Genomic DNA, 18,340 nt, shown 5'->3' with positions numbered 1-18,340 from the left:
CGGCACCACCCTAGGCGCCGGTGAGCGACGGCGGCTCAGAGACGTTCCAGAATCGTGGCGTTGGCCAATCCGCCCGCTTCGCACATCGTCTGCAGGCCGTAACGCGCGCCGCGGTCGCGCATGGCGTGGACCAGGGTGGTCATCAGCCGGGCCCCGGACGCGCCGAGCGGATGCCCCAGCGCGATGGCGCCGCCGTTGACGTTCACGCGCCGCGGGTCGGCACCGGTCTCGTGTGCCCAGGCCGCCACCACGGAGGCGAAGGCCTCGTTGATCTCGACGAGATCGATATCGGCGAGGGTGAGCCCGGCCCGGTGCAGCACTTTGCGGGTGGCCGGGATGACGGCGGTGAGCATGAGCAGCGGATCGTCACCGGCCACCGCGAAGCTGTGCAACCGGGCCAGCGGGCGCAGCCCCAGTTCGCGGGCCCGCTCGCTGGTGGTGATCAGCACGGCGGCGCTGCCGTCGCTGATCTGGCTGGCGGTCGCCGCGGTGATGTGCCAGCCGATTTCCGGGAAACGCTGTGCCGTGCCCGGGTCGTAGTAGGCGGGTTTCAGCCCGGCGAGGGTATCGAGGGTGGAGCCGGTGCGGATGCCCTCGTCGGTTTCCAGCCCGGCCAGGGGGACGAGCTCCGCGGCGAACCGGCCGTCCTTGGTGGCCCGGGCGGCTTTCTCATGACTGGCGAGGGCGAATTCGTCCAGTTGCCCGCGGGACAGTCCCCATTTCGCGGCGATCAGTTCGGCACTGATCCCCTGTGGTACCAGCCCCTCCGGGTATCGCCGCGTGAACCCTTCGCCGGAGATGTCCCCGGCGTCCCCACCGGATATGTGGGCGCTCGCGCCTGCGGGCATACGGGCGCTCGCGCCCATGGGTACCCGGCTCATGGATTCCACGCCGGTCGCCACCACCACGTCGTATGCCCCGGCGATGACTCCTTGTGCGGCGAAATGGACGGCCTGCTGGCTGCTGCCGCACTGACGGTCGACGGTGGTGGCCGGTACCGATTCCGGGAACCCGGCGGCCAGCGCGGCGCGCCGGGTCATATTCACGCCCTGTTCGCCGACCTGGCCGACGACACCGCCGATCACATCGTCTATCAGGGCGGGGTCGATGCCGGTGCGGGCGATGAGTTCGCGCAGGCTGTGCGCCATGAGGTCCACCGGGTGGATCGAGTGCAGGGCGCCGTCGGGTTTGCCCCGGCCGATCGGGGTCCGTACCGCGTCGACGATGACCGCGTCTCGCATGTTGATTCCTTTCATCGCCAGATCGCATCTGGCTCCAGTTATCTATAGCTAGGGTAGGTGCTGGCAATAGTGAACGCAAGTCAGAGTCGCTTACAATTGCCCCGTGGCAGCCGTGATGGAAGGACCCCTGGCCGATCTCGATTCATGGAAACCCGACCACTGCTCGATCGCCATGGCGCTCGACGTGGTCGGCACCCGTTCGGCGATCCTGATCCTGCGCGAGGCGTACTACGGGACCACTCGATTCGACGGTTTCGCATCCCGGCTGGGTCTCACCGACGCCGCCGTGGCCGCCCAGCTGCGCAAGCTCACCGCCGCGGGGCTGTTCACCAAGAGGCCCTACCAGGAGGAGGGCAAACGCACCCGCCACGAATACGTGCTCACCGAAAAGGGGCGAGACCTGCTACCGGTGGTCCTCGCCCTGATGCAGTGGGGCAATGCGCACCTGCAGCCCGGTCCGCCGCCGCTGGATCTCGTGGAGGCCGCGACCGGCGCCCCGGTGCGGGTACAGGTGCGCAGTGAATCCGGCCGGGAGCTCGGTGTCGACGAGCTCGGGATACGCCTCAACGAGGAATGGCGCACCTCGCTCCGCCGCCGATAGCGCACCGGGCGTATCCCGGCGGCCGGTCCGTCGCCGCGCTCAGTTCAGGCGCCGGCCGTCGTCCACGCCGAAGAAATAGATCTGATCGGGACCCGGAGCCAAGTGCACCCGGCTGCCCTTGGTCGGCGGGTTGCGCCAGTCGGTGCGGGCGACAATGCTCTCCACCCCCGGGGTGTGGTCGGCGGGACGACCGTAGATGAAGGCGTCGGAACCGAGTTCCTCCACCACGTCCACCTCGATCTCGATCCCCGACTCGCCGGTGTCCAGATGCTCGGGGCGGATACCCACCGTCACCGAATCGCCCGCCGCGTCCGCCACCGCCCGCGGCAGCGGTAGCGAGAATCCGCCGATCCGGACCGCGCCCTCCGTCACCGGCAGGGTGAACAGATTCATCGCCGGCGACCCCATGAACCCGGCGACGAAAACGTTCGCCGGATCGCGGTAGAGATCGCGCGGAGCCGCACACTGCTGCAGGATGCCGTCCCGCATCACCGCCACCCGGTCGCCCATGGTCATGGCCTCGACCTGATCGTGGGTCACATACACGGTGGTCGTCGACAGCCGGCGCTGCAACTGCGCGATCTGGGTGCGGGTCTGCACCCGCAGTTTCGCGTCCAGGTTGGACAGCGGCTCGTCCATCAGGAAGACCTGCGGGTCGCGTACGATCGCCCGCCCCATGGCGACCCGCTGCCGCTGGCCACCGGACAGCGCCTTGGGCAGCCGGTCCAGCAGCGGCTCCAGATCGAGCAGACGAGCCGCCTCCAGCACCCGCCGTTTCTGCTCGTCCTTGCCGATCTTGGCCAGTTTGAGCGCGAAACCCATGTTCTCGGCCACCGTCATATGCGGGTACAGGGCATAGTTCTGGAAGACCATCGCGATATCGCGGTCCTTGGGATCGGTATGGGTGACATCGCGATCACCGATCAGGATCCGCCCCCCGGTGACCTCCTCGAGCCCGGCCAGCATCCGCAGCGAGGTCGACTTTCCGCAACCGGACGGCCCCACCAGAACCAGGAACTCCCCGTCGGCGATCTCGAGCTGCAACTGATCGACGGCGGGCGTCCCGGCCCCCGGATACTGCCGGGTAGCGCGATCGAAGGTCACCGTGGCCACGGCTGTTCACTTCCCTTCACCGGTTGGAACACGCGAAGTGGAGCGAATTCGCAACATGTGCGTGGCCATGGCGTCGAAGGCTACCGCTGGTGTTCTCGAGCTTCGCATGATCTGTACTTTTCCGCTGCGTATCGTGCCAGCGAACGGATCGACTGTCCACCCGGTGCCGGGCCGGACCCGTGGGCCGGAGCGCGCACCCGCGCTCTCCCGCCGGGTAGGTGAAGAATTCCGCGACCTCCCCCAGGGTCTCCGCCCGGGGCCGCGCAGGGGCCCGCCGGGCGGAGACACCCGCCCGCGTGGCGGCTACCGGCGCTGTGCCAGGTCCTGCCCTGCACTTGTGGCACCGCTCGACTCGGTCCCCTGGTCCTCGTCGACGGCGCCGGGGTTGGTCTGTTGGTCGGTGTTGCCGGGGTTGGTCTGTTGGTCGGTGTTGCCGGGGTTGGTCTGTTGGTCGGTGTTGCCGGGGTTGGTCTGTTGGTCGGTGTTGCCGGGGTTGGTCTGTTGGTCGGTGTTGCCGGGGTTGGTCTGTTGGTCGGTGTTGCCGGGGTTGGTCTGTTGGTCGGTGTTGCCGGGGTTGGTCTGCTCGTCGGTGTCGACGTCGTCCTGCCGGCTGCCGCCGAATCCCCACGGCAGGCCGCGGAACCAGCGGGTCACGTCCTGCTCGGCTTCGTCCTGCGGCGCCAGCCGGGTGTGGTCCCCCAGGGGTGACCGGTAGCTCGCGTCGGCGTCCGGCCCGAAGCCGGGTGCCGCGAACGCGGTCGCGGCGGCCGGTCCGGTCACCGCCGCGGCCGCCAAGACGGCCATCACCACGGCGCGCATGCTGTTTGCCACTGTCCAACCTCCCGTGTTCGTTCGGTTTGAAGCGGTACAGCGAAACGGTATGCAAGTCGCCCGGAGCGCCCGGTATATCCGTTCGGCCCGGCGTTTTCGCCGGTGGTCGGCAAAAACGCCACGGCGGCGAGCGCCGCCCTGCCGGGATCGAAGCCCCGGCCGGGCGGCGGACGTTCAGATCATCACTCGGTGTATGCCCTGCGGTTCGCCGCCCGACTGGGTCAGCGCCGAGACGTGGAAAATCGAATCGGGGGTGTGGATGGCATGGGAGAGCCCGGCGTGGGCGTCGCGCCGGAAACGCTGCAGCGGCGTGTCCAATTGCAGGGCGCCACTCCCATGGGCGCGTAGGGCGAAGCCATCCAGGTGTCCGGGTCCTGCCCCAGACCTCCTCCTGGGCTTTCGGATCGAAGAATGCCAGCTCCCACGAGTGCACTCCGACGATTCCGGCCACCCACTGCTCCCGGACAAGGGCCGGCCAGGAAACACGGAAGCACCGCGTAACCCCCTCATCGAGTTACGCGGTGCTCACCTGATTCGCCCGGTGTGAACACCGGCGGTCGTTATTTCGCGGTGGTGAGTTCCCCCTCGGGCTCCTCCGGCAGCGGTCCGGCCGGCTCCCGCTCGGGTTCCTCGGTGAACAGCAGCATGGCCGTCGCGCCGATCAGGCACAGAGCGGTCATGACGATGAAACCACCGTTGTAGGTGCCGGTGCGGCCCACGATGAAGCCCATTACCGACGGGGCGATGATGCCGGACAGGGCGAAGCAGGCGTCCGCGAATCCGGCTGCCGTACCGGGCTGTGCCGGGGCGGCGTCAATGGAGGCGACCCACCAGATCCCGCCGGTGACGAAGCCGAAGCCGACACCCGCCGAAATACAGATCAGCGCGACCGTGAGATTGCCGGGCACGAACAGAATGGGCACGATCGAGGCGCCGGCCAGCAGCAGCGCGACACCGATGATCACGAACCGTGAGCGGATGCTCCGGGTGCGTTTGTAGACGCGGTCCACCAGGATGCCGCCGAGCAGAGCGCCCACCACACCGGCCGCCCACGGTGCCACGGAGAAACCGCCGACCGCCTTGATGGACAGACCGAACTCGTGCTCCAGGTACTGCGGGAGCCAGTACATGAATGCCCAGAACATGAATCCCCAGGCGAAGTACCCGAGGCCTACGAGCCACAGGTTGCGGTTGCGCAGGATCTCACCCCAGTCGACCTTCTCCTGGTGGCCGCTGTCCTCGCCGTCGGTCTGGCCCGCCCGGATGTAGCGCAGTTCCTCCTCGGAGACGAACGAGGCCTCGTTCGGCGAGTTCTTCAGGAACGGGTAGGCCACGACGACCCAGACGATCCCGGCGACGGCGAGCACCCAGAACATGCCCTTCCAGCCGGTCGACGCGATCAGCTGGGTGAGGATCGGACCGCCTACCAGCAGGCTGCCGGAGACGGCGACACCGCCGATGAGGGCGAGCGCCTTACCCCGTTCGTGGGCGGGCAGCCACCGGCTCGCCAGCCGGGTCGCGGCCGGGAAGCAGGGGGCCTCACCGGCTCCGAGCAGGATACGCAGCAGGATGAGACCGATGAACCCGCCGGCGAACGGAGTCAGCGCCGTGGCCGCGGCCCAGATGAACATGCCCACGATGAGGACGCGGCGTGAGCCGTAGCGGTCGACCAGCGGCCCGGAGAGCAGGGCGAAAAGCATATAGCCGATCGAGAATGCGGAACTGATGATGCCGTACTGGCCGGGGGTGATCCCGAATTCGGCCCGCAGATCACCGGCCGCGAACGAGATGGCGCTGCGATCGACGTAATTCACCACCACCAGGCCCAGAATGATGGCGATCGTCCACCAACGCGATTTCATAGCGAACTCCTCGGATGAAGCTGTCGCGGGATCAGATGACCCCGCGTGCCCGCAGGTTGTCGATTTCCTCGGGAGTGCGCCCGAGGTGGGTGAGGACCTTGTCGGTGTCGGCACCGGCGGGTCGCCCGGTATGACGGATCGCACCGGGGGTCTGCGTCATGCGCCACATGACGTTTTGCATACGCATCGGACCGAGTTCGCTGTCCTCGACGGTGGTGACCATGTCGGTGGCGACGACCTGCGGATCGGTGAGCAGGTCGCTCGGCCGGTAGACCGGCGCGACTGCCGCGCCGGCTTCTTCGAAGGCGCTCGTGACCTCGTCACGAGTTCGTTCGGCGATCCAGCCGCCGACGTAGGTGTCCAGCAGGTCCGCGTGCTGGGCGCGGGTACGCCCGGTGGCGAACCACTCCTCCTCGATCACTTCGGGATGCCCCACCAGGCGCATCACCCGTTCGGCTATCGCGTGAGCGCTGGTGGAGATCGCGACCCAGTGGTCGTCCTTGGTGCGATAGAGGTTGCGGGGGGCGTTGTTCTGCGACCGGTTACCGGTGCGCTGCTGATCGATACCGAGCTGGTCGGCGTAGATCACGCCGGGGCCTACCGCGGTCATGATCGGAGTGAGCAGATCGAGGTCGATCTCCTGGCCGGTGCCGCCGTTGCGTTCGCGTTCCAGCAGTGCCATCGAGATCGCCGAGGAGCCGGCGATTCCGGCGATGGAGTCGGCGAGACCGAAGGCGGGCAGGGTCGGCGGGCCGTCGGGCTGGCCGGTGAGATAAGCGAAGCCGCTCATGGATTCGACCAGGGTGCCGAACGCCGGCCGCTTCGAGTAGGGGCCGTGCTGTCCGAATCCGGTGACCCGGAGCATCACCAGGCCCGGATTGCGGGCGGACAGTTCCGCGTAGGACAGGCCCCAGCGTTCGAAGGTGCCCGGGCGGAAGTTCTCCACCACGACGTCCGCCTCGGCGGCCAGCTCGCGGAAGATCGCCTGTCCGTCTTCGGTTCCCAGGTTCAAGGTGATGGTCTGTTTGTTGCGGCTGACCATCTTCCACCACAGCGGGACACCGTCTTTCTCGAGGCCGTGGCCGCGCATTCCGTCCGGCTTCCGCGGGTGTTCGATCTTGATGACTTCGGCGCCGAAATCCCCCAGGATCTGTGCGGTCAGCGGCCCGGCCAGGATGGTGGAGGCATCCAGGACCTTCATCCCCCGCAGTGGCCCGGTCGGCTGTTCAGCTGTCGCGTCGTTCACCACCGGTCTCCTCAGTACGGACGCGAGAGGTAGCGGCCCGCGGGCTCGCCGGTGACGGCGCCGTCGGCCAGTACCCGGTTACCGCGCACGAAGGTGTCGGTGACGGCGGCAGTCAGCTCGAAGCCTTCGAACGGCGTGTATTCCTGGGTGGATTCGGAGTCCGCGGCGCGTACGGTCCAGGTGCGATCCGGGTCGACGATGGCGATATCGGCGTCGAGGCCCTCGGCGAGGCGGCCCTTACCGGGCAGACCGTAGCGGTCGGCGGGGTTCGAGGCGGTGAGCTGGGCGATACGGCGCAGCGACAGACCGCGCTTACGGCCCTCGGTGATCAGGCCGGGCAGCAGGTATTCGGTGCCGCCGAAACCGGACTTCGCGGCGAACACATCCGTGCGGTCCGCACCGAACTTCACCTCGTCCTTGCAGCAGGCGTGGTCGGAGACCACCCAGTCGATATTTCCGGCGAGCAGATGCTCCCACAGCGCCTCGACGTCCTCGCGTGGGCGGATGGGCGGGTTCACCTTGGCGCCCAAGCCGTTCGCGTTGTCGATATCGGTGAGCAGATGCCCGATGGTGACCTCGCGCCGGAAGTTCACATGGGGGAAGGCCTCGGCCATCTTCATGGCGGCCTTCAGCGCCTTCGCCGAACTCAGGTGCAGCAGGTTGATATTCGGCAGGCCGGTCTCGTCGGCCAGGAAGGACGCGATGGTCACGGCCAGGCCCTCGGAGTGCTGCGGCCGGGAGGCGCTGTAGGCGGCGAGCCCGCTGAGCTTGCCTTCCTGCTCGACGATCTTGGTGTAGGCGCTCATGATCTCGGCGGTTTCGCAGTGCAGCGAGAGCGAGATGTGCGGCGCCAGCTCGGGAAGTTGTTCGCGGGCCTGCTGGATACCGCGCATGACGAACTCGAAGTGCGCGATATCGTAGCGCTCGTCCTCCGGGATCATCAGGAAGTCGCTCTGCGAGGTGGAGCGGCCGTGCAGTCCGTGGCTGCCGTAGAACATGAAGATCTTGAACGAGGTGACGCCCTGGTCCGCGGCCAGCGCGGGGATCTCCCCGATATGTTGCTTGGACATGGGCGCCAGATGGAAGGCGTAGTCGATATAGCTGCGGCCCGCCGAGGCGTCGAGCACCTCCGGGAAGAAATCGGCGTAGGCACCGCCCTTGTTGAGGTAGTACTGTCCGGTCCGCATATAGGTCAGCGCGGTGGTGACACCGCCTTGCGCGCTCGCGCGGGATTCGGTGTGGGTGTCCTCGGCCAGCGGGTTGTAGATACCCCAGTGCTGATGTGCGTCCACCACGCCCGGAAAGACCAGTTTGCCGGTCGCGTCGACGATCTCTGCCCCCTCGGCACTCAGATCGGGCCCGATGGCCGCGATCTTGCCGTCGACGACGAGGACATCCGCGGTCTCACCCTCTTCGGGGGCCGTGTTGTCGGTGCGTACGACGGTGCCGTTCTTGATCAGATAATTGGTCACTTCTTCTCCTGGCGAATATCTGGACAGAGATCGTTGGTCACGCGGTGACGGCGCTGTTCACGTGCTCGGCGGCGAGGAAGGCCAGCCCGAGCGCGGTGATGAGGCCGTTGCCGGCGAGGTAGCCGCCGGCGCCGTGGCCGGAGATGCCGATGGCCGCGCCGCCCGAGGCGTACAGACCGGGAATCGGTGTTCCGCCGGCGAGCACCCGGGCGTGTTCGTCGACGACGAGACCTCCCTGGGTGTGGAAAAGGGCGGGGGTGACGGCGATCGCGATATAGGGCGCGGTCAGCGGATGGCGGGTATCGGTACGACCCTGCCGGTCCGGTTCCGCTCCGGTGGCGGCGCGCCGGGCGGCGGCGAGTTCGTCGTCGAGTGTTTCCACCGGGACTCCGATCCGCTCGGCCAGTTCGGTGGCGGTGGCGGCCCGGACCAGCGATCCGCTCTCGGCTACGGCGCGGAAATCGTCGAAAACCGAGCACAGCTGCTCGATGTGCTCGTCGATGACGATCCAGCCGGTGCCGCCGGGCTGCGCGGCGAGGATGGCGGCGAATTCCGAGTAGCCGGTGGTTTCCGGCGCGAAGCGGCGGCCTTCGGTGTTCACGATCAGGCCGCCGTGCACGACCGTGGCCCAGCCGATGAGCGTCTGGCTGCGCGCGGACAGCGCGGCGTGGCCTTGGTAGGCGTCGAGATAGGCGCTGTCCGCGCCCAGCGCGCGGCCGATGCGCAGGGCATCGCCCCGGCTGAACTGTCCGCCGTGGTAGTGGGCGTCGGCGATCTCGGGAATCCAGCGGCGGACCAGTTCGCGGTCGGCGCCGAACCCATTGGTCGCCAGTAGTACCGCGGGGGTGGTGAGGTGTTCGGTGTTCCCGTCCGGGGTGGCGATCTCCACCCCGGACACCCGTCCTTCGTGCGTGTGCACCGCGCGCAGGCTCATCGGCGCGATGAGTTCGATCCGGGGGTGTACCCGGGCGCGGTGCACCAGGTGGCGCAGCAGGCGGGAGCCGTGGCGGCCGGGGATGCTGTGGCAGCGGTCGGCGGTATGGCCGGGGTAGCGGAAATCGGTGACCAGTTCGAGGTCGAGTTCCTGGGCGTCGGCCAGCCAGGTGACCAGCGGCGCGCTCGCTTCGGCCAGGGCACGAGCTACTCGACGATCGGCGGTGCCGCCGGTTTTGCGGTCGATATCGGCGAGGAATCGGTCCGGGCTGTCGGATACGCCGGCGATTTCCTGCCAGCGAGTACCGGCGGCGGGAATCATCGCGGTGCACATCGAGGTGTTGTTGCCGCGCTGGAAATGTTCGTCGGCATCGATCACCAGCACGTTCGAACCGAGTTCGGCGGCGCGTAGCGCGGCGACCAGTCCGCCGCCGGCGCCGGCGACGACGAGATCGAAATCCGGACCGTCCACGCTTCCTCCTATCTTGTTCCGCTAAGCGGAACGCAAGAATGTGGTCCTCTGCACTATGCACGTTCGGCCATCTGTGCACAAGTGCCTGTAGCTTGGATTTACTCCACGGAAACGTCAACCAGTGCGCCGAGGGTCACTGGACAATCGTTTCGCTAAGCGGTACAACTTGTTCAGCTTTAGGGTGGTGCTTCGGCGTATTCCGCCGACCGAACCACGAATCGACCCGCAGAACGGAGCCACGATGGAGCCCTCCAGTGGAGGCACCACGTCTGCCGCGCGGGCAGCGGAGGTGCTGCTCGAGTTCGGCCGCCGGTCGAGCGCGCTGGGCGTCTCGGAGATCGCCCGCTCGACCGGGATGTCCAAGGCCGTCGCCCACCGCATCCTCACGACCTTCGTCGAATGCGGACTGCTGCTGTACGAGCCCTCGACCCGGCGGTACCTGCTCGGGCCGGCGGCCGCGACGCTCGGCGCCCGCGCCCTGGACGTGTCTCCGCTGCGGCGGATGGCACGGGAGGCCCTGGTGGACCTGCAACGGGCCACGGGCGAAACGGCGACGGTGAGCGGACGCCTGCCCGGTGGCCGCGTGTACCTCGATCAGGTCGAGAGTACCCAGGAAATAAAAATGACCGTCGAGCTGGGCAGGCGTTTCGAACTGCACAGCGGGTCCTCGGGCCGGGTCATCCTGGCCCATCTCTCCGAGGAGGAGCAGGAGGATCTGCTGTCCCGGCCGCTGCCACGGCTGACCGCCGGTACGATCGTCGACCCCGATGCCCTGCGCGCCGCCCTGCGCCGGACACGTGAGCGGGGAGTGTGCCGGTCCAGCGGGGAACGGCAGGAAGGCGCGGGATCGATCGCCGCCCCGGTCTTCGGCGCCGACGGATCGGTGGTCGGTTCGGTCTCGGTCTGCGGTCCCGCCTATCGGATGACCGCCGAGGCGTGTGAGCGGCACGAGAGCGCGCTGCGCGAGGCCGCCCAGCGGGTATCGCGCGCCCTCGGGTACCGCCCGGCCACCACGGCGGTGAAGTCACAGTGACGCCACGCACCTGGCTCTATGTTCCCGGCCATCGCGACGACCGCATCGGCAAAGCCCTCGACAGCGCCGCCGACGCGGTGGTCATCGATCTCGAGGACGCGGTCCCGGTCGGGGCCAAGGAACGCGCCCTGCTCAACGCGCTGGAGGCGCTGCGGACCGCGCCCCCGGAGCGAAAGGTCTGGTTGCGCCTCAACGCCATCGGGTCCGAATGGCTCGAGAACGAAACGGCCGCCCTGGCCGGGGCCGCCGTAGCGCCCGCCGGGGTCCGGTTGCCGAAAGCCGAGGACCCCGCCACGGTGGCGGCGACAGCGGAGCGGCTCACCTGTGCGGTACACGCCATCATCGAATCCGCGGCGGGCCTGCTGGCGGCGCCACGTATCGCGCGATGCCATCCGCGGGTGACCGGTATCGCGCTCGGTGAAGCGGACCTGGCGGCCGATATGCGCACCGAGGCGGACGGGTTGGCGTGGGCGCGCGGCTGGATCGTCACCGCCGCGCGGGCCGCCGGGCTGTCCTCGCCGGTACAGAGTGTCTGGACCGCCGTCGACGATCCGGCGGGACTGGCGAGTACTTCACGCGCCGGGCGCGCCCAAGGGTTCTTCGGCCGCTCCGTTATCCACCCGAAGCAGATAGACATCGTCAATCAGGCCTATACGCCGGCGCCGGAAGAACAGGAACGGGCCCGGCGGATCGTGGACCGCGCGGCCGCCTCCACGGCGGCGGGGGAATCCGCGGTCCTCGACGACGACGGCAGATTCATCGATCCCGCCGTCGTCGCGAACGCCCGGGTGGTTCTCGAACGGGCTCGGGCCACCGCAGTACGAGGAGTGAGAGCATGACCGAACAGACCGTTACCACAGGCCCGGACGCCCTGCTGAACGCCGTGGTGGGCAACCGGCTGGATATCGTCGAGCTGGGGCATCCGCATACGACGGGGATGCCGTGTTCCCCCAACCATCCGGGCTTCCGGATGACCCTCATCCGCCGGCACGGCGATATGGTCCGCCCGGACGGCGGATCGGCCTCCAACGAGATCATCGTGACCGGCGGCCACGTCGGCACACATGTCGATGCCCTTTCGCATGTGAGTCACGAGGGCAAGCTGCACGGCGGTATCGATGCCGACGAGGCCCAGCGCGGTGGCCGGTTCACGCAGCTGGGCGCGGAAACCATCCCGTTCGTGCTGTGCCGGGGCCTGCTCCTGGATGTGGCGCGGGTGCGCGGGGTCGATTCGCTCGAGGCGGGTCGCGCGATCACCGAGCAGGATCTGCGTGACGCCGCCGACGCCGCCGGAGTGAGCCCGCGCCGCGGCGACGTCGTGCTCATCCGCACCGGCTGGGCCCGGCATTTCGAGGACGCGCAGCGTTACCTCGGGCAGCAGGACGGGGTACCGGGCGCGGATGTGAGCGCGGCACAGTGGCTGGCCGCCGCGGGAATCGTGGCCGCCGGCGCGGATACCACCGCCTTCGAGCACATCCCGCCGGGCAAGGGGCACAGTGTATTGCCGGTGCACCGGGTTCTCTTGGTGGAGAACGGAATCCATATCATCGAACATCTGAACCTCGAGGATGCCAGTGCCCGCGGACTCACCGAGTTCACCTTCGTCATGGCGCCGTTGCGGATCACCGGCGGTACCGGATCGCCGGTGCGTCCTGTCGCGGTGGTGACCTCATGAGCACCGCTACCCGTCACGATCTGCAGGGTACCGTCGTGGGTCGCCTCGCTGCCCTGGCGCAGCGGATCCGCGTCGACGGACTGCCCGCGGAACTGCGCAAGGATGTGGCCCGCCGCGTGCTCGATGTCCTCGGCAACTCACTCGCCGCGCAGGGGCAGCCGTCCGCTCGTGCCGTCACCGCGGTAGCGCGCGGCTGGGCCGGCGCCCCCGCCGCCACCGGTATCGGCACCGGGGAGCGTTTTCCGGCGGCGACCGCCGCTCTGGTGAACGGCACGCTCGCGCATTCGATGGATTCCGACGACACACATCTGCCGTCCGTCCTGCATCCGTCCGCGTCGGTGGTCCCCGCCGCGCTCGCCGTCGGCGAGGCCACCGGCGCGCCGGGCGCGGCCGTACTGGACGCGGCGGGTGTGGGCATCGAGATCGCGGTGCGCCTGGGTATGGGTGGTTACGACGAAGAACTCGGTAATTCCGAATTCTTCGAACGCGGTCAGCACGCTACGTCGATCTGTGGTGCCGTGGGCTCGGCCGCCGCCGCGGCGATGCTGTACGGCCTGGACGCCGAAGGTATCGCCGATGCCATGGGTATCGCCGCCAGTTTCGGCGCGGGTCTGCTCGAAGCCAACCGGACCGGCGGCACGGTCAAACGCGCGCATTGCGGCTGGGCGGCGCATTCGGGCGTGACGGCGGCGGAATTCGCCCGGCACGGGCTCACCGGCCCGCCGACGGTGATCGAGGGCCGGTTCGGTTTCCTGTACGCGTTCTGCGGGGAGCGGGCCGATGCCGCGAAAGTGGTCGAGAAGCTGGGTGAGCACTGGGAACTGCCCGGAATCTTCTTCAAGCCCTATCCGTGCAACCACTTCACCCATGCCGGGATCGATGCCGCCCGCGCGCTCCGCGGCAACGGGCTCGACCCGGCGGAGATCGAGGAAATCGTGCTCGGTGTGCCGGGGCCGGTGTTGCGCACCATCGCCGAACCGCCCGCGGCCAAGGCGGCTCCGGAATCCGGGTATCACGCCGCGTTCTCGGGACCGTTCACCGTGGCGCGCGCCCTGCTCGGTGGCTCCGGCCTGGGCGTGGGCCACGCCGATTTCACCGACGAGGCGGCCCGGGACCCACGCACGCTGGAACTGGCGGCCCGCGTGGTGAGCCGCCGGGACGATCGGTGCGACGAGATCTACCCGCACCAGTTTCCCGCTGTACTCCGGGTACGCACCCGCGACGGTGCCTGGCACGAGGCCCGGGTGGACCACAATCGCGGTGGTCCGGCCAACCCGCTCTCCGACGCCGAACTCACCCTGAAGTTCGATCTCAACGTCGACGGGCGATTGGCCACGCAGACCGCGGGCGCGGTCGCCGAGCAGGCCCTCGCACTGCCTTCGGCCGATTCGCTCGAACCGCTCATGTCGCTCGTGCGTGGTTGACGAGCCGCGACCTTTCCGCCGCGTTCCCGGCGCTGTGGGCCGGACCGTGTTCCCGTGGAGTGGCCACGGAACGCGGTCCGCTGCCCGCTCAGCGGTCGAGGAATTCCAGTAGGTCGTCGTCGAAGCGCTCCTTGTCCCCGGGAACGAGCGCGATACCGTGCGAACTACCCTCGTATACCTTCAGCGTGGCCTCGGGGATGAGCTGTGCGGCTTTGCGGCCCGTGGCCTCGAGAGGGACCACCTGATCGTCGTCGCCGTGCACGATCAGCGTGGGGACATCGAATTTCCGCAGATCCTCGGTGAAATCCGTATAGGCGAACGCGTCGACGCATTTCACGCCCGCCTCGATACTCTCGTGCATCGCCATGAACCAGAACGCGTCGCGATTTCCCGGAGTTACCCTGTTGCCCGGCCGGTTCGCGCCGAAGAAAACCTCCGAGGTGTCCTTCCAGAATTGCGACCGCTCATTGAGAATTCCGGTCCTGATTTCCTCGAAAACCTTTTCCGGGACGCCTTCGGGATTGTTTTCCTTCTGGATCATCAGGGGTGGAATCGCCGAGAGCAGCACCGCCGAGTGCACTCGCCCGGTGCCGTGCCGGCCGATGTAGCGGGCGAGCTCACCGCCGCCCATACTATGCGCCACCAGCGTTACGTCGCGCAGATCGAGGCCGGTGATCAGGTCGTTCAGATCGTCGGCGAAAGTATCGAAATCGTAGCCGCGCCACGGCTGGTCCGATCGCCCGTGTCCGCGGCGGTCGTGTGCGATACCCCGGTACCCGCGATCGGCCACGAATTTCATCTGCTCGTCCCAGGCGTCCGCGTCGAGCGGCCAGCCGTGGAGGAACACCACCGGGCGGCCGTGGCCCCAATCCTTGTAATAGATTTTCACATCGTCGCGAGTCGTGCACACAGGCATGAGCGGGGTTCTCCTTCTGTGCGTGATCGCCGACCTGCCCCAGGTCGTGACAACGAGCTGCTGACGAAATGCTACCGACGAAAAACTCGCCGCGAAGGAATGTATTCATCCGTTACGCAATCCATGCGCTAACGGAATTTCGGAAAGAAACCGGGCGTGGACTCCTCGGCCGGTGCGAGGTCGGGTGCCGTTTCCACCGCACCCGGGGGAGTTCGCGCCGGTAGCCTCGGATCCGGGAGATCAAGCCGACGACGAGGAGTCGAGAGAATGAGCCGACCGGTTCGGATCGGAGTCCAACTTCAGCCCCAGCACGCCCCCGACTACGGACTCATCCGCGACGCGGTTTTGCGGGCCGAGGACGCCGGGGTGGACATCGTGTTCAACTGGGATCATTTCTACCCGCTGTACGGGAACCCCGACGGCGCCCACTACGAATGCTGGACCATGCTCGGCGCGTTCGCCGAGCAGACCGAACGGGTCGAGATCGGTGCGCTGGTGACCGGCGGCGGCTACCGCAATCCCGATCTGCTGGCGGATATGGCCCGCACCGTCGACCGGATCAGCGGCGGCCGGCTGATCCTGGGTATCGGGTCGGGCTGGTTCGAGCGCGACTACGAGGAGTACGGCTACGAGTTCGGCACCGCCGGGAGCCGGCTGGATCTGCTGAAGGAGTACCTGCCGCGGATCACCGGCCGGCTGACGAAGCTGAACCCGCAGCCCGTCCGGGAGATCCCGATCCTCATCGGGGGCGGCGGGGAGAAGAAGACGTTGCGACTGGTGGCCGAATACGCCGATATCTGGCACAGCTTCGGCGAGCTGGAGGTGTTCACCCACAAGAGCCAGGTGCTCGACGAGCACTGTGCTCGGGTGGGCACCGCCCCCCAGAAGATCGAGCGGTCGGTCGCCTGGCCCGGCACGGAGGCCGCCCCCGCCTATCTGGACGCGGGCGCGACCCTGTTCACCGTGGGGATCACCGGCCCGGACTACGACCTCAGCCAGGTGCGGGAGGCGCTGGCCTGGCGGGACCGGACGAATCCGGAACCGGTCACCGGTATCGCCTGAGCGTTCTTCCGTCCGGCCGGGCACCGAAGGAACAGTGTCCGGCCGTGCTGCCCGACCCCTCGAACGGGCACACCCGTAGGCGTGGAAGTTTCTCCGCGGCAATGTTTCCGGGTCCTACGAGGTGTCGCCCCGATGAGCCGGCGTGCGCGTGAGGTGCCGCCCGCACGCCGGCTCGGTGGACCGGTTACCGCGGGCTTGCGTTCTCCGGGGCCCGCGGTGCGATACCGAAACGATCAGCGGCCCTGCTGATTCGCCGCCCACTGAGTGGTCCCGGGGGCGGCGACCAGGGTGTTGATCAGGTCGATACCGGCGATGATCAGCGTCGGACCCCCGACCACCAGGGTGCCGATGATGCCACCGATGGTGGCTCCCGCGATCACACTGGCGACCACGGTCGGGCCGCCGACTATGCCCGTGAGGCCGACGAGGGCGCCGATGGCCGTGCCGATGAAACCGCCGACGGCGGAGGCGAGTCCGAATTGCGAGGCAAAGTTCACCTGGGCGGCATAGTTCTCCTGCGGTGAGGCCACCGGTTCGGCGGCCGGCCGGGCCGCGGCGACGTCCTTGACCGCCGTCAGTTCGAGCACCCGGCCGTCTTCTCGGATCGCGTGGGGCAGTGGGTATTCGGTGCCGCCCTCCCGTACGGCCAGGGGTAGCGACATCACGGTGGCGCCGGATTCGTCGAGGATATCGACGTTTTCGCCGGCCGATTCGAAGGTGCCGTGGGTGAGCGTGGTGACCACGGTGCTGCCGACCAACTCGGTGCGGTAACCGATATCCGGTGTGGGGGGCTCTGCGTGCACGACCGCAGCACCGACGGTGGTGGTGGCCAGCAGCGGCACAACGGCCGCAACGATCTTGCGGATCATCATGGGTAGGTATGTCCGATCTTCATCACGGTATTGCCAGAGGTTTCCGGCCAGAACAAACGCGTCATCTGATGCCGCCGGACCCGAAGCTGTTCGGGGGGCGGTGGTTTCGAACGACACGGACGTTACGCGCCCGGAACTGGAACGACACGGGAATGAAGTAATTTATTCCCGGAAATGTTTAATGATGGGATGTTTCGGGTACTCTGCTGCGCCGCGGTTGCTCGGGGAGATGCGCCGGAGAAGGCTCGCGCATGATCGCGCGGGAATGCGCGGCGATCCTGCCCGGCGGGAACCCCGGCCGGGGAACAAGCTGCCGGGGCGAGGTATCACGGCCCTCGGCGCGTCGTCCCCACTGTACCGGGGGTCGTATCCCATCGACGTTACGGTGACCTCGGTGAATTCATAGCTATCTGCATTGATGCGCACTTGGTAATGTGAGGGAGTGCGTAGTTCCCGCTGACCCGCTCCGAGGAAAGAAGGAACACCGATGGCAACGGCACACGCTCAGCACACCGATCACACCCATGTGCACGGCCCCGACTGCGGGCATGTCGCGGTCCCGCACGGCGACCACGTCGACTACGTCCACGACGGTCACCTGCATCGCGAGCACGCGGACCACTACGACGAATGCGAAGCCGCGGAGCATCACGAGCACGGTGGGACCCACGAACACGTGCACGGTGAGGGCTGCGGGCATGTCGCGGTCCCGCACGGCGACCACGTCGACTACATCCACGACGGCCACCGGCACGCCCCCCACGACGGCCACTACGACGAACACTGACCGATGCCCGGTGCCGGACGCGCCGGGCACACCGTCAGCGAGGCCGGAGCACGATCTCGGTCGGATGCCCGTCGCGGGGCGTATCGATCGCCGTACGCACCGCGCGGGCGACAGTCTCGGGTCGCAGGAAATGATCCGGTTCGTAAGGGCGTCCCTCACCGGCGACGATCGCGCGCTGCATATCGGTGTCGATACGGCCCGGATGGACCGAGGTCACCCGGATCGAGGGTTCCTCCAGCCGCAACGCGTCCCCGAAAGCGCGCAATCCGAACTTACTGGCCGCATAGCTCGCCCATCCCGCGTTGGCGCGTAACCCCGCCCCCGAATTGATCAACACCACATGTCCGTTCGCCGCCCGTAACGCCGGTAACAGCACCCGGGTGAGCTCGGCTACGGCGATCAGATTGGCCTCGAGGGTCTCGCGCCACTGCCGCACCGTGGACTCGGCGATCGTCCCCAGATCGGCGATACCCGCATTGTGCACCAGTACCTCGAGCCGTTCGATGGGTTGCGCGGCCGCGGCGACCGCCGGATAGTCCGTGAGGTCCACCGGCCAGCCGGTGGCATCCGGCAGTTCGGACAGGATGGGTTCCAAACCCGCGGCCGTCCGCCCGCCCAGTAACAAGGCGTGATCCGGGGCCAGCTCACGGGCGATCGCGGCGCCCAGGCCCCGGCCACCGCCGGTGATCAATGCCAGGGGCCGGTCCGCCCCTCGCGGCGCGCTGTCCCGCATATCGCCACTCCTCCTTCTCACCCGGGTCCGCGGAACGAATACCGCACCTCCGCTGATATGGCCTACC

The 18,340-nt window shown here is 67.9% G+C and carries 17 protein-coding genes and 2 pseudogenes; 7 read left to right on the top strand and 12 right to left on the bottom strand.

Features of this window, described 5'->3' with window-relative positions:
* Window positions 1–35: 35 nt before the first annotated feature.
* Window positions 36–1,241: a thiolase family protein gene (locus ACYR7D_RS05190; RefSeq protein WP_459550031.1), complete on the bottom strand. Its 1,206-nt coding sequence runs from the start codon at window positions 1,239–1,241 to the stop codon at window positions 36–38.
* A gap of 115 nt (window positions 1,242–1,356) precedes the next feature.
* On the opposite strand from ACYR7D_RS05190, the gene ACYR7D_RS05185 reads away from it, so the two are divergent.
* Window positions 1,357–1,842, top strand: coding sequence for a winged helix-turn-helix transcriptional regulator (locus tag ACYR7D_RS05185; RefSeq protein ID WP_459550030.1), 486 nt, complete (start codon window positions 1,357–1,359; stop codon window positions 1,840–1,842).
* 39 nt (window positions 1,843–1,881) lie between these two features.
* On the opposite strand, the gene ACYR7D_RS05180 is transcribed toward ACYR7D_RS05185, so the two are convergent.
* The 8 genes and pseudogenes from ACYR7D_RS05180 to ACYR7D_RS05145 all read right to left on the bottom strand — a co-directional run bounded on the left by ACYR7D_RS05180 (window position 1,882) and on the right by ACYR7D_RS05145 (window position 9,771).
* Entirely contained in the window at window positions 1,882–2,955 is a 1,074-nt protein-coding gene (locus tag ACYR7D_RS05180) for an ABC transporter ATP-binding protein (protein ID WP_459548481.1), read from the bottom strand.
* 303 nt (window positions 2,956–3,258) lie between these two features.
* A complete protein-coding gene (locus tag ACYR7D_RS05175) occupies window positions 3,259–3,786 on the bottom strand; it encodes a hypothetical protein (protein WP_459548480.1) in 528 nt (175 codons plus the stop codon).
* 174 nt (window positions 3,787–3,960) lie between these two features.
* Window positions 3,961–4,122: pseudogene (locus ACYR7D_RS05170) on the bottom strand (hydroxylase); the annotation flags it as partial.
* A pseudogene (locus tag ACYR7D_RS05165) lies at window positions 4,113–4,240 on the bottom strand (hydroxylase); the annotation flags it as partial. The pseudogenes ACYR7D_RS05165 and ACYR7D_RS05170, both read right to left, overlap by 10 nt.
* A 106-nt stretch (window positions 4,241–4,346) precedes the next feature.
* Window positions 4,347–5,648 carry an MFS transporter gene (locus tag ACYR7D_RS05160; protein WP_459548479.1) on the bottom strand — a complete coding sequence of 434 codons (1,302 nt, stop codon included), beginning with the start codon at window positions 5,646–5,648 and terminating at the stop codon, window positions 4,347–4,349.
* 31 nt (window positions 5,649–5,679) lie between these two features.
* Window positions 5,680–6,849, bottom strand: coding sequence for a CaiB/BaiF CoA transferase family protein (locus tag ACYR7D_RS05155; RefSeq protein ID WP_459550029.1), 1,170 nt, complete (start codon window positions 6,847–6,849; stop codon window positions 5,680–5,682).
* A gap of 56 nt (window positions 6,850–6,905) precedes the next feature.
* The gene (locus tag ACYR7D_RS05150; protein ID WP_459548478.1) at window positions 6,906–8,366 is read right to left on the bottom strand and encodes a dihydroorotase; all 1,461 of its coding nucleotides are present in this window, start codon (window positions 8,364–8,366) and stop codon (window positions 6,906–6,908) included.
* A 37-nt stretch (window positions 8,367–8,403) separates the two neighbouring features.
* Complete coding sequence (locus tag ACYR7D_RS05145; protein ID WP_459548477.1) at window positions 8,404–9,771, bottom strand: FAD-dependent oxidoreductase; 1,368 nt, start codon at window positions 9,769–9,771, stop codon at window positions 8,404–8,406.
* Window positions 9,772–10,012: 241 nt separating this feature from the next.
* Between ACYR7D_RS05145 and ACYR7D_RS05140 the strand changes: the two genes are divergently transcribed.
* From ACYR7D_RS05140 to ACYR7D_RS05125, 4 genes are read left to right on the top strand one after another with little or no spacing between them, the layout of a single operon-like run.
* Window positions 10,013–10,804 (top strand): IclR family transcriptional regulator, encoded by a 792-nt coding sequence (locus tag ACYR7D_RS05140; protein ID WP_459548476.1) that lies wholly within the window; start codon window positions 10,013–10,015, stop codon window positions 10,802–10,804.
* A complete protein-coding gene (locus tag ACYR7D_RS05135; RefSeq protein WP_459548475.1) occupies window positions 10,801–11,643 on the top strand; it encodes an HpcH/HpaI aldolase/citrate lyase family protein in 843 nt (280 codons plus the stop codon). Before ACYR7D_RS05140 ends, ACYR7D_RS05135 begins: the two co-directional genes overlap by 4 nt.
* Window positions 11,640–12,479: a cyclase family protein gene (locus tag ACYR7D_RS05130; RefSeq protein WP_459548474.1), complete on the top strand. Its 840-nt coding sequence runs from the start codon at window positions 11,640–11,642 to the stop codon at window positions 12,477–12,479. The genes ACYR7D_RS05135 and ACYR7D_RS05130 overlap by 4 nt, the downstream gene beginning before the upstream one ends.
* Window positions 12,476–13,903 (top strand): MmgE/PrpD family protein, encoded by a 1,428-nt coding sequence (locus tag ACYR7D_RS05125; RefSeq protein ID WP_459548473.1) that lies wholly within the window; start codon window positions 12,476–12,478, stop codon window positions 13,901–13,903. The genes ACYR7D_RS05130 and ACYR7D_RS05125 overlap by 4 nt, the downstream gene beginning before the upstream one ends.
* An 88-nt stretch (window positions 13,904–13,991) precedes the next feature.
* Here the strand turns inward: ACYR7D_RS05125 and ACYR7D_RS05120 are convergent, their stop codons facing one another.
* Complete coding sequence (locus tag ACYR7D_RS05120) at window positions 13,992–14,819, bottom strand: alpha/beta fold hydrolase (protein WP_459548472.1); 828 nt, start codon at window positions 14,817–14,819, stop codon at window positions 13,992–13,994.
* A gap of 267 nt (window positions 14,820–15,086) precedes the next feature.
* Between ACYR7D_RS05120 and ACYR7D_RS05115 the strand changes: the two genes are divergently transcribed.
* Window positions 15,087–15,881 carry an LLM class F420-dependent oxidoreductase gene (locus ACYR7D_RS05115; RefSeq protein ID WP_459548471.1) on the top strand — a complete coding sequence of 265 codons (795 nt, stop codon included), beginning with the start codon at window positions 15,087–15,089 and terminating at the stop codon, window positions 15,879–15,881.
* Window positions 15,882–16,114: 233 nt separating this feature from the next.
* Here ACYR7D_RS05115 and ACYR7D_RS05110 read toward each other — a convergent pair whose 3' ends face one another.
* On the bottom strand, window positions 16,115–16,753 hold the full coding sequence (locus tag ACYR7D_RS05110; RefSeq protein ID WP_459548470.1) for an ammonium transporter: 639 nt from the start codon (window positions 16,751–16,753) through the stop codon (window positions 16,115–16,117).
* Between the two features lie 487 nt (window positions 16,754–17,240).
* Between ACYR7D_RS05110 and ACYR7D_RS05105 the strand changes: the two genes are divergently transcribed.
* Window positions 17,241–17,540, top strand: coding sequence for a hypothetical protein (locus tag ACYR7D_RS05105; protein WP_459548469.1), 300 nt, complete (start codon window positions 17,241–17,243; stop codon window positions 17,538–17,540).
* Between the two features lie 34 nt (window positions 17,541–17,574).
* On the opposite strand, the gene ACYR7D_RS05100 is transcribed toward ACYR7D_RS05105, so the two are convergent.
* Complete coding sequence (locus ACYR7D_RS05100) at window positions 17,575–18,273, bottom strand: SDR family oxidoreductase (protein ID WP_459548468.1); 699 nt, start codon at window positions 18,271–18,273, stop codon at window positions 17,575–17,577.
* Window positions 18,274–18,340: the final 67 nt, after the last annotated feature.

The sequence above is a fragment of the Nocardia sp. X0981 genome (assembly GCF_977089955.1).
Note: the sequence above shows the minus strand (reverse complement) of the source record. Positions and strands in the feature narration are given on the sequence as shown.

What these genes read in the sequence shown, in the direction of transcription:
- ACYR7D_RS05100 (WP_459548468.1), bottom strand. Translation starts at nt 18,273, where the DNA reads ATGCGGGACAGCGCGCCGCGAGGGGCGGACCGGCCCCTGGCATTGATC.
- ACYR7D_RS05120 (WP_459548472.1), bottom strand. Translation starts at nt 14,819, where the DNA reads ATGCCTGTGTGCACGACTCGCGACGATGTGAAAATCTATTACAAGGAT.
- ACYR7D_RS05185 (WP_459550030.1), top strand. Translation starts at nt 1,357, where the DNA reads ATGGAAGGACCCCTGGCCGATCTCGATTCATGGAAACCCGACCACTGC.
- ACYR7D_RS05110 (WP_459548470.1), bottom strand. Translation starts at nt 16,753, where the DNA reads ATGATGATCCGCAAGATCGTTGCGGCCGTTGTGCCGCTGCTGGCCACC.
- ACYR7D_RS05140 (WP_459548476.1), top strand. Translation starts at nt 10,013, where the DNA reads ATGGAGCCCTCCAGTGGAGGCACCACGTCTGCCGCGCGGGCAGCGGAG.
- ACYR7D_RS05105 (WP_459548469.1), top strand. Translation starts at nt 17,241, where the DNA reads ATGGCAACGGCACACGCTCAGCACACCGATCACACCCATGTGCACGGC.
- ACYR7D_RS05130 (WP_459548474.1), top strand. Translation starts at nt 11,640, where the DNA reads ATGACCGAACAGACCGTTACCACAGGCCCGGACGCCCTGCTGAACGCC.
- ACYR7D_RS05190 (WP_459550031.1), bottom strand. Translation starts at nt 1,241, where the DNA reads ATGCGAGACGCGGTCATCGTCGACGCGGTACGGACCCCGATCGGCCGG.
- ACYR7D_RS05155 (WP_459550029.1), bottom strand. Translation starts at nt 6,849, where the DNA reads ATGAAGGTCCTGGATGCCTCCACCATCCTGGCCGGGCCGCTGACCGCA.
- ACYR7D_RS05115 (WP_459548471.1), top strand. Translation starts at nt 15,087, where the DNA reads ATGAGCCGACCGGTTCGGATCGGAGTCCAACTTCAGCCCCAGCACGCC.
- ACYR7D_RS05160 (WP_459548479.1), bottom strand. Translation starts at nt 5,648, where the DNA reads ATGAAATCGCGTTGGTGGACGATCGCCATCATTCTGGGCCTGGTGGTG.
- ACYR7D_RS05125 (WP_459548473.1), top strand. Translation starts at nt 12,476, where the DNA reads ATGAGCACCGCTACCCGTCACGATCTGCAGGGTACCGTCGTGGGTCGC.